9 protein-coding genes are annotated in these 9,890 nt (G+C 39.5%); 3 read left to right on the forward strand and 6 right to left on the reverse strand.

From position 1 onward, the window contains the following. Positions 1-126: 126 nt before the first annotated feature. The 4 genes from PPA04_RS08620 to PPA04_RS08635 all read right to left on the reverse strand — a co-directional run bounded on the left by PPA04_RS08620 (position 127) and on the right by PPA04_RS08635 (position 6,147). Positions 127-765 (reverse strand): YjcN family protein, encoded by a 639-nt coding sequence (locus PPA04_RS08620; RefSeq protein WP_057784385.1) that lies wholly within the window; start codon positions 763-765, stop codon positions 127-129. Positions 766-875: 110 nt separating this feature from the next. Then, positions 876-1,397, reverse strand: coding sequence for a dihydrofolate reductase family protein (locus PPA04_RS08625; RefSeq protein ID WP_057784384.1), 522 nt, complete (start codon positions 1,395-1,397; stop codon positions 876-878). A 185-nt stretch (positions 1,398-1,582) separates the two neighbouring features. Next, the gene (lepA, locus tag PPA04_RS08630; protein ID WP_057784383.1) at positions 1,583-3,379 is read right to left on the reverse strand and encodes a translation elongation factor 4; all 1,797 of its coding nucleotides are present in this window, start codon (positions 3,377-3,379) and stop codon (positions 1,583-1,585) included. 233 nt (positions 3,380-3,612) lie between these two features. Then, on the reverse strand, positions 3,613-6,147 hold the full coding sequence (locus tag PPA04_RS08635) for a M1 family metallopeptidase (RefSeq protein WP_057784382.1): 2,535 nt from the start codon (positions 6,145-6,147) through the stop codon (positions 3,613-3,615). Between the two features lie 270 nt (positions 6,148-6,417). Here PPA04_RS08635 and PPA04_RS08640 point away from each other — a divergent pair, with 270 nt between their 5' ends. Further along, positions 6,418-6,855 carry a DUF3290 domain-containing protein gene (locus PPA04_RS08640; RefSeq protein WP_057784381.1) on the forward strand — a complete coding sequence of 146 codons (438 nt, stop codon included), beginning with the start codon at positions 6,418-6,420 and terminating at the stop codon, positions 6,853-6,855. 1 nt (position 6,856) lies between these two features. After that, positions 6,857-7,507, forward strand: a complete 651-nt coding sequence (locus tag PPA04_RS08645; RefSeq protein ID WP_057784380.1) for a DUF421 domain-containing protein — start codon at positions 6,857-6,859, stop codon at positions 7,505-7,507. Between the two features lie 83 nt (positions 7,508-7,590). Here PPA04_RS08645 and PPA04_RS08650 read toward each other — a convergent pair whose 3' ends face one another. Then, positions 7,591-8,097, reverse strand: coding sequence for a GNAT family N-acetyltransferase (locus PPA04_RS08650; RefSeq protein WP_057784379.1), 507 nt, complete (start codon positions 8,095-8,097; stop codon positions 7,591-7,593). Positions 8,098-8,148: 51 nt separating this feature from the next. Beyond that, the gene (locus PPA04_RS08655; protein WP_057784378.1) at positions 8,149-8,469 is read right to left on the reverse strand and encodes an ArsR/SmtB family transcription factor; all 321 of its coding nucleotides are present in this window, start codon (positions 8,467-8,469) and stop codon (positions 8,149-8,151) included. Positions 8,470-8,647: 178 nt separating this feature from the next. On the opposite strand from PPA04_RS08655, the gene PPA04_RS08660 reads away from it, so the two are divergent. After that, entirely contained in the window at positions 8,648-9,670 is a 1,023-nt protein-coding gene (locus tag PPA04_RS08660; RefSeq protein ID WP_057784377.1) for an NADP-dependent oxidoreductase, read from the forward strand. The last annotated feature ends 220 nt before the right edge of the window (positions 9,671-9,890 follow it).

Below are 9,890 nucleotides of genomic sequence, written 5' to 3' on the forward strand. Positions count from 1 at the left end.
CTAAAGATTTTAAAACATATTCTCAAAAACCAAGCCATTTAACTACCATCTTCTAACCAAGATTTTACCTTTATCCTGTACTTCACCTTCATTCTTGCACATTAATATATCTTACAGTTGACAACACTAAACCCAGTCTTCCTTATAATTCAGTGTTGCAATATAGAAAATGCCTTCACGATGAATAGAGAATTCGTCATATTGGGCACCCGTACTTTTATCTACAAAACTGTGACTAATCACATAATCTCCACGGTTGGTATATTGTGTATGGTTCTTCGCATAATTGTTTTTCTTCACTTTGGTTGTTAGCGCTAGGGTCGGATGCCCATTTGTAATCACACCCATTCGTACTGCCGTCTTCGGGGTTAGAAACATTCCTATTATGCACAACAGCATTACCCCCAACGCAATAATAGAATATTTTCTTCTTCGTCTGATTAAAGTACATTCAAATAAATAACTACAAATTGGAATTAACAACCACAGTAAGATCAATGCATAGCCAAAATGAAATGGAGGGCTAACTAATGCCGTGACCACTAATGTTACCGCCGTTAACATTGGTAACATTTTCCGTTTCCAAATTCCCCAGCCAAAGAAAATTACTGCCATTACAAATGGTAAATAAAATATGAAGCCAAAATTCTCCGCATCAGAAAAACCACTCAGGCCATTGTTACGATAAATCCAGAATATGATCACGAGCCAAAGGAGGATTATTGGTTGTAAATGAGTTAACCAAATTTTCTTTAAGTTGTTCATTGGATACCATCCTGCTTTATTTGCCGTTAATCAAGCGTCATAATTTTTTGTCTTTATTTTACCAGTTTGATTGTCCGAGTATAAATTAAAACTTATTCTTATCAAAGCTTTTACTTTTTGCACAAATGGACTTCTGCCAACTGATCGTACCGATTCACATCCAATAACTTTAAGTGAGTCGAATAATCACCGTTTGGAAATAACCGAATTCCCTTTCCCAATAAAACCGGTGCAATTTGAATCCACCACTCATCAATTAAATCATTCTCCAGTAAATCCACTACAAGTTGACCACCACCCACGATCCAAATATTACCACCAGGTTGGGCCAATAATTCTTGAACCAATTGCATTGGTGATTCCTGCACATACTTTGCATCTGCCACTTCACCATGCTTGGTTCGCGAGAGTACATAATTTGTTTTATCAGGAAATTGCAATGCCCCATTCATTAAACCTTTACTCACGTCGTATGTTTTTCGTCCCATAATGGTGGTGTCGACTTTTTTTAAAAATTTCTCTGTATTAGCCTTATCGCCGCCTTGGGTATCTAACAACCACTGTAAATCATGTTTCTCGGTGGCCAAATAACCATCCAAAGAAATTGCACCGTAGAATTGTACTTTCCGCATAATATCACCTTTTTTCTTCCTTATATCATTTTTCTTAATTTTAGCAAACTGAGTAAAACCAACGAAATAAATTGACTGAAAATATGACAAACTTTAGGTCGCCTATCAAACTAATGAAAAACCTTTAACTTTCAGAATTTTAGTAAAAAAATGCACAAGCCTAACCTCACTTGTGCATCTTTCGTTTATAAATCCAACTCTAAAATGGCATTAAATACTTCTTGTGGTAACTCAATGCTGTTTTTAGCTGATTGTCGTTTGTTAATCCCTTGACGCCGTAACAACGCCTGTTTCTTGGAAATACTCTTTTTACCGCCAGAAACAGCCGCATTTTTACGCAATGGCGGAATATCAACTCGTGCAACGGCCTTACCTTCCACAACTGCCTGAACAGGAGTGGGATAAAGTCGCCGCGGCACCGCAACTTTTAATTTCTTTACCAGTTCTTGCGTCAAATTTGGCGCATCCTGACGATGAACTACAAACGATAGTGCATCGACGGTGGCATAGTTAATATCAACTTCAACTTTAACCAAATCAGCGATTTCATAATCAAGATAAGTCGTGTCCAATGTGGCGTATCCATGGGAAACAGACTTTAACTGATTGAAAAATTCATACGCCACTTCAGAAGTTGGCATTTTGTAAGTCAATACGATCAAATCGGCTTGATTATCCATATCCAACAGTGTGCTCTTATGTTTTTCCGCAAGTTTCATGACTTCACTCAGCAAGTTATTGGGTGTCGTAATCTCAGCTTTGATAAATGGCTCTTCCACATACTCAATTTTGGAAAACTCCGGAAAATTAATCGGATTATTCACAATCATTGGTTCAGTTTGACCCTTCAAGTACACGTGATAAGTCACGTTGGGTGCTGTTGTGAGTACCTCCAAACCATATTCATCCTTCAAACGTTCCCGAATAATTTGCAAATGCAGCATCCCTAAAAAGCCACATCGAAAACCAGCGCCCAAGGCCTCTGAATTTTCAAGACTGTAGTGAAACGAAGAATCATTTAAAGCGAGTTTTTCAATCGCTGATTTCAATTCATTATAATTATTGTCCCTTGGATAAAATCCGGCAAACACCATTGATTTTGCGGGTTCATAGCCAGCCAGTGGTTGCGAAGTTGGCTTGGTGGCCGAAGTCATGGTGTCTCCCACTCGAACTAATTGCGGATCTTTTATCCCCGTCACAACATATCCCACATCACCCGCATTTAACTCATTAACGGGTGTCATATTGGGCGCAAAGTAGCCCAATGCATTAGCCGAAATGTGTGTTTGCTCCGCCATCAATACTAACGAATCATCTGGCTTTAATGTGCCATCTACAAGGCGTACATAGGCAATAATTCCTTTAAAGGCATCGTACATGTAGTCAAAAACTAACGCCTTTAACGGTGCCTTTTTATCTCCGGTTGGCGCTGGAATGGTTGTCCGAATGGCTTCCAGAACTTCATGCACACCCATCCCAGTTTTGGCTGAAATTTTCAGCATATCCAAATTTTCGAACGCCGGATCTAACTTTTGAATCTGAGCTTGTGTCCGTGGCACATCGGCTGCATCACTATCCACCTTGTTAATCACTGGAATAATGACCAAATGATTTTGCTTGGCAAGGCGCAAGTTTGCCACCGTTTGCGCCTGAACGCCTTGAGTAGCATCTACCAATAGGATCGCCCCATCACTCGCTGCTAAACTTTTGGAAACCTCGTATGAAAAATCAACATGTCCAGGTGTATCAATAAAATTATATTCATATGTTTGTCCATCATCAGCTTCGTAATGGTTCCGCACTGTTCTGGACTTGACGGTAATACCATGGGCCTGTTCAACGGCCATGTCATCTAACAATTGGGCCTTTTTGTCCCGTTCACTAACCGTGTGGGTTTGTTCCATAATTCGATCGGCTAATGTCGACTTCCCATGATCAATATGAGCAATGATGGAAAAATTTCTGATGTTTGCTTGTTTCATTATTTAACTGCTTTCCTTTTTCATGACTATTTTTCAAAACTTACTCTTACTACTTTAAAAATTTTGCTTCCTTGTCAATACTAACAGATCCCAACAATACATATCTGATAGATTTTTGGATGTCACTAATTTTCTATACTAAGAATTGTATTTTAGATCAACTAAAAAATGCAGCACCTCGCTTAGAGTTGCCGCATTTCAACTATTCTTTTTAAATTTTATCACCCAATAGGTTAGTCAACAACCTTTGCCACAGCCGCATTGACACTATCTTTTTCAGCTTCAATCAAGGCAACACGGCTTTCAATCACTTTCGTATCCATTGTGATTTCACGTGTTAAACCGGGTGTGTTGAGCTTTGGTTCAAAGAACGCTTTGAACTCTGCCAAACGCTCTGGTGTATGAAAAATCCCGGCAATTACAGTAATGTAAGTTGTGAATTCCATATCACCGCCAACCGTATCTTCGAGCCATTGCCAGTCATTACGAAGCCAATCCCAAGCAGCTTGTTGGCCATCTTCATTTGCCAAAACGCCTCGGAACCAGGCCCGTAAATCTTGTGGTTTGATCGTGTCAGCATCTTCGAACTTCGCGATTAATTGCGCAATTAACTTGGCATCAGGTGTGCTTGTTAATGCTGCACAGATAGCTTCCTTGTAACTACTATCAGACGTCTGATGATGTTGTTTTAAGAGCTGATCAAACAGTTCTTGGCTACCAAAGTTTTTCACTTCGTTCAGCAAAATGAAAACTCGCGTGTCGGCTGGTAAGCTTGCCAACTGATCCTTATTAGCCACAAAAATCTCGTGAGCAGCCGCAATTGAATCAGCATTCTTGGCATACAGTGTTGCACCTAACGCATATGGTCGGTTCAATTGATCATCGTTTGATTCGTCGGATTTTGGTTTCCAACCTAACCGCGCAACCTGATCTGCACTCAATTTATCGTAAAACGCTTGAACAGCCCTTTCTTCATCCGACTTTGGAGTTGCAAATTTTCTCAAATTTCCGGCAACTTGGTACAAGGCCACGTTCACCACGTTTGACTTGCTATTTGCAAATTGTGGTAACAATGGGACAACTTCGGCATAAGAAATCTGACGACCTTCTGCTAATAATCGTAAATCTTGTAAAATTTGGAGTTTAGAAATGTCATCAAGTGCCTCCACATTATCCAAAATATCTTTTAATAAGGTTTCATCATATTTGACGATAAAGTGGGAATCATTCCCCACATTCAAGCGGAATGGTTTGCCATTTTCTTCACGTAACTTAGCATAGTCACCTAATGTAATTGACTTTTCCGCCATAATTTGAGGGACAGTTTCGTAATTGCCATTTAGTGGAATTTGCCACTTACGACCCACTTCTTTACCTTCGCCACTGAAGAACTGTTGTTGAGAAACAGTTAACTGACCATTTTCAACTGCAGCTTTGACGACTGGATAACCTGGTTGTTCCAACCAAGAATTCATGATAGCACCCACATCAAGATCAGAGCTTTCACCTAATGCAGCCCATAAGTCGGCACCAGTTGCATTGCCATATTTGTGAGCAGCAAAGTATTTCTTTAAGCCAGCTCGTAAGGCATCGTCACCAAGTAAAGCGCGAACCATAACCAGTAGGCGGGCACCCTTAGCGTAAACAATCGCACTGTCAAACAGCGCATCAATTTCCGCAGGATTTTCCACATTCACATGCACAGACTGAACCCCATCAATAGCATCCCGTTGTAAAGCAGCAGCGGCCTCGGATGTTTGGAACATTTCCCAAATATGCCAATCAGGTTCAAGCGCATCAATAGCCACATATTCCATCATGTTAGCAAAACTTTCGTTTAACCAGAGGTCATCCCACCACTTCATTGTAACCAAATCACCAAACCATTGATGAGCCAATTCATGCGCAATAACAGTCGCCACAAGCTGTTTCATGTCAAGGGCAGTATTGTCGGGATCAAGTACTAAGTATGCTTCTCGATAAGTCACTAATCCCCAGTTTTCCATGGCACCAGCTGAGAAATCAGGTAAGGCTAACTGCCAAGAATGTGGCAACGGATATGGTGTTTGGTAGAAATCTTCATAAAATTCAATTGAACGCTTAGCAATGTCCAAAGGAAAATCTAATTCTTTAGCTTGGTGAGCCTTAGTTGCAAACACCCCAACTTTAACCCCACTCTTAGTAGTGGTGACTTTGCTTTGTAATTCACCAAAGGCAAAGGCAACTAGATAAGTCGACATTCGAACTGTGGTGTCAAAATAGTGGACACCATTTTCGACACGAGCTTCTGGCATGTTACTAATTGTCGTTTCACCTTCATGCTCATCAAACTTAATGGCTAAATCAAAGGTAGCTTTAGCTTCGGGTTCATCCACACAAGGAAAGGCCTGCCGCGCAAAGTTGGTTTCAAATTGTGTCCCGATAATCTGCTTTTTCTCGCCATTAACTTCATAATATGAAGGATAAATTCCCATCATTGAATCAGTTAACGGTGCCTTGTAAGTAATGGTTAACTTCACTTCACCAGTCTGTGACAAATCGATCCGAATGGCATCAGCTTTGTCGTCCGTTGTGAACGAGACATCCTTGCCATCTGCTTGAACGGAAGCGACAACTAAACCCTTTTGATGAATAGAAACCGTTTGAGTTTTAGCTTCACCAGTGATACTGGTTTTACCCGCAATTTGTTTTGTTTCTCGATTGACATCTAAATAGACATCATACTGTGTTGGTTGGAATGTTTCATAAAAATGTGTTATTTCTGCCATGTTATTCTCCCTATTTTATTAGAATAATCTCATTATACGACTTCCAAACGAAAAAGCCTATCCTCGAAACTTGTCATTACCATTAAAAATGGATAATGACTAACCTGCCATTATTTTTATAAAGCTCCATCCTCATTCCTGTTACGAATCCTATAACCTTCACAATTCAATTCTAAATCTAAACGACCACCATCTTAGATTAACAAATCAGATGATAAATTCCCCTATGTTATACTAAAATCGTGTTAAATTTTGAAAAAGAGGCCGCTTATGACATTTTATTCATACCAACAATTATTAGCTCAAACGAATCGCATCCTACTTTGGCGATACGGTATTTTAGTCGTGCTTTCACTAATTGCCGTCATTATGTTAATCCTTTTCTTACGACATCGAAATGAAGGCAAATACCGAGATCTGTTAATCATTTTTGTGCTCAGTGCTTGTTTAGTAGGCGGAATTCAATTCAGTAATTATCAACAGTATCAGACTAGCTTAAGTCAAAATGCCCAAATTGTGCGATTTTTACAAACTGTGAGCCACAAGAAGAATGTTTCCCTAAAAAAACTAAAAACTAATAAAACGGTTTTAACGGATAAAATGATTTTAAAAATTAATCAGCGTTATTATCAGGTTGATTTCGATAGTGACTTTTCAAGCTATCATCTGCAACGTGCACAAATTATTAACAATCAGGAGGTGAAATAATATGTTTTCTTATCTGGATATTGGTTTAAAATTCGCCCTTGGCTTAGTTTGCGTGATTGTCCAAATTAATCTCCTTGGCAAAGGAAATCTAGCACCAACTAGCGCAGTGGACCAAATTCAAAATTATGTCCTTGGCGGCATTATTGGCGGGATGATCTATAACACTGACATCACGTTACTTCAGTTTGTTTTGATTTTACTGATCTGGACCTTAATTGTTTTAATCGTTAAATTTATCAGTAACCACAACCAATTTTTACGAAGGTTTGTTACTGGAGAACCGCATACAATTGTGCAAAATGGTCAAATTTTAGTTGGTGTTGCAACCCGTGCTGGTTTAAGTGCCAGTGAGTTATCCTTAAAACTAAGATCGGCAGGTGTCAATGACATCAGTGAAGTTAAACGTGCCGTCCTAGAACAAAACGGCCAGCTCACCGTCACAATGCAAGGCGACGATGCCGTTAAATACCCGCTGACTGTGGATACCGTAATTGATAGCACCATATTAGAATTAATTGACAAAGATGAAGCATGGGTCATGCAAAACTTAAAAACACAGAATTACCAACTTGCAGATGTATACTATGCCATTTATCGTGGTGGCAGCTTGAGTGTTACCCCTTATCCTGATCATGCCTATCCAAGAAAATAATTTTTACAAAAAACTCCATTGAAATTTAGAAATCCTCTTGAGGATACTAAATTTCAACGGAGCTTTTATTTCACATACTTCAATTATTTCAAAGTAATCCAGTACCGTTGCAAGTGATGGCCCGTGGATTCTTCCATAAGCGTATTTTCGTAAATTCCACCAGCATTGTTTATAACTTGTTGACTGGCAATATTCCAGTCTTCTGCGGTAATCAAAACTTTGATAATATTCCGTGCCTTGAATAAGGCTAACGCTTGCTGCAACATTTCAGAAGCGATGCCTTGGTTCCGAAATTCCGGTGCCACGCCGTATCCAATGTTGCCACCAAATTTCAGTAAGTAATCATTTAATTTCCACCGACATGAAATACCACCCTTAATACGATTAGCTTCAATATAAAAATATTTAGTAGCCGGAACCCGAGGTGCTTCTGGATGACGACTGTTGGTCTGTAATTGTTTAATAAATTCAGCAAAATTGGTCTGAATTGGTCTGGATACCGACACTTGTGTGGGTTCGTTTTTCCAAGCTTGAATCCAATCATCAAAAATTAACTCATCTTGCAGGGTAAGTTCTCGTAAATTTGTCATTTAACAGACCTCTTCTCATCAATTTACAGTCCAAAGGCATTGCGTAACAATCTAATAGCGTGCCTCTCGCTGATTCAAATCTGCTTCTAGTGATGCGGTTAACTGTTTCAGCAGATCAATCGCTCCATTCAAATGAACGGTGTAATATCTTTCGGTTCCTGCCCGGGTCACGGTGACCAGTCCAGCATCCAATAACAGTTTAAGGTGATGGGACACTGCAGGTCTGGATAATTCCAGTTGCTCTGTTATCTGATTCACCGTCAATTTGTCGACTGCACACAGCATCAACAAAATTTGTTGGCGATTTTCATCCTGTAGCATTGCAAAAATTGGCGCACTCTTTTTTAAGATCTTCATTGATTGTTCGGCCATTAGGTTACTCCTTAAATTTTTACCACTTTTGTATTAAAGTGTTCGTTCATATTTCTAAACCATTAAACGCTGAAATAAAAACTTTGTCAAGAATGTATGTTGACAAGTTTAAACCAATGCACTAATATTCTTCTTATCGAATGTTTAAAAGATTAAACCAATAAACAAGGAGCTTAATATGAATTCAACTATGAAAGCAGCTTTAATTACCCATTATAAACAAGCAACCCCCACCATCCAAAATGTACCAGTGCCTGAGGTTGGCCCAAATGATGTTCTTGTCAAAATCATGGCCGCAAGCATCAACCCAATCGATTTAAAAACTAAAGACGGCGATTTACGAATGCTTTTAAAATACAAAATGCCGCTAATTCTTGGTAGTGACTTTGCCGGAACCATCACCCAAATCGGCTCGCAGGTCACCGATTTTAAAGTTGGCGATGCAGTGTATGGGCGTCCACAAGATGATCACATTGGTACTTTTGCGGAATACATCGCGGTTGATCAAAGTGACATTGCACATAAACCACAAAATTTATCGTTTGAAGAAGCGGCAGCTATTCCATTGGTTAGTTTAACTAGTTATCAAGCCTTACATGACCTGATGTCTATTCAACCTAACCAAAAAGTTTTGATCCAAGCCGGGTCCGGTGGCGTAGGAACCATTGCCATTCAACTTGCAAAACAGCTCGGTGCCTTCGTCGCAACCACAACTAGTACTAAAAATATTGATCTAGTGCGCTCACTTGGAGCTGATCAAGTCATTGATTACAAGCAAACACAATTTGATGAAGTTTTATTTGATTACGATTACGTTTTTGATACTCTTGGCGGTGAATCTTTAGAAAAGGCATTTAAGATTGTCAAACCGGGTGGCAAAATTGTGTCCATCGCAGGAATGCCCAACGTCCGGTTTGCTAAAGCATTTGGTTTACCAATCTGGAAACAACTCCTTATAGGCGCAGCTTCACATAAGCTAACTAAGCTTGAAAAAGTTCATCAGGTTCAATATGATTTCCTGTTTATGAAATCAAGTGGTCAAGAACTTGAAGTTATTCGCCAACTGATTGAATCAGATAAACTGCATCCCATCATTGACCGCATTGTTGACTTTTCAGACTTACCTGATGCGTTTGCCTACTCCCGCTCTGGAAGAGCTAAAGGAAAAATTATCATCAAGATGACTGATCCGCAAGAATAAAAAAGTCCCTCAAGGCTGGCTATAACCGACCTTGAGGGATTATTTTGTCTAAAAACTAAAGGTTGAAAGTATCAAAATTATTATATCAGTGTGTTGAGCGCAAAGATTAGACTTAGTCTGGAAGCAAATGGGCTCAGTAGTGTCGTTTATCTTAGCAGGTTTCACTTAGATAAAGGCCGAACTTGGAGACGTGGCTTGCGGCTCCAAGTCGCACCCACTA

It is taken from the genome of Pediococcus parvulus (genome assembly GCF_007990205.1).
Taxonomy (GTDB): domain Bacteria; phylum Bacillota; class Bacilli; order Lactobacillales; family Lactobacillaceae; genus Pediococcus; species Pediococcus parvulus.

Excerpts from the sequence above, each read along its gene's own strand:
- PPA04_RS08660 (WP_057784377.1), top strand. The coding sequence starts at position 8,648 with ATGAATTCAACTATGAAAGCAGCTTTAATTACCCATTATAAACAAGCA.
- PPA04_RS08655 (WP_057784378.1), bottom strand. The coding sequence starts at position 8,469 with ATGGCCGAACAATCAATGAAGATCTTAAAAAAGAGTGCGCCAATTTTT.
- PPA04_RS08635 (WP_057784382.1), bottom strand. The coding sequence starts at position 6,147 with ATGGCAGAAATAACACATTTTTATGAAACATTCCAACCAACACAGTAT.
- lepA (WP_057784383.1), bottom strand. The coding sequence starts at position 3,379 with ATGAAACAAGCAAACATCAGAAATTTTTCCATCATTGCTCATATTGAT.
- PPA04_RS08650 (WP_057784379.1), bottom strand. The coding sequence starts at position 8,097 with ATGACAAATTTACGAGAACTTACCCTGCAAGATGAGTTAATTTTTGAT.
- PPA04_RS08645 (WP_057784380.1), top strand. The coding sequence starts at position 6,857 with ATGTTTTCTTATCTGGATATTGGTTTAAAATTCGCCCTTGGCTTAGTT.
- PPA04_RS08620 (WP_057784385.1), bottom strand. The coding sequence starts at position 765 with ATGAACAACTTAAAGAAAATTTGGTTAACTCATTTACAACCAATAATC.
- PPA04_RS08625 (WP_057784384.1), bottom strand. The coding sequence starts at position 1,397 with ATGCGGAAAGTACAATTCTACGGTGCAATTTCTTTGGATGGTTATTTG.
- PPA04_RS08640 (WP_057784381.1), top strand. The coding sequence starts at position 6,418 with ATGACATTTTATTCATACCAACAATTATTAGCTCAAACGAATCGCATC.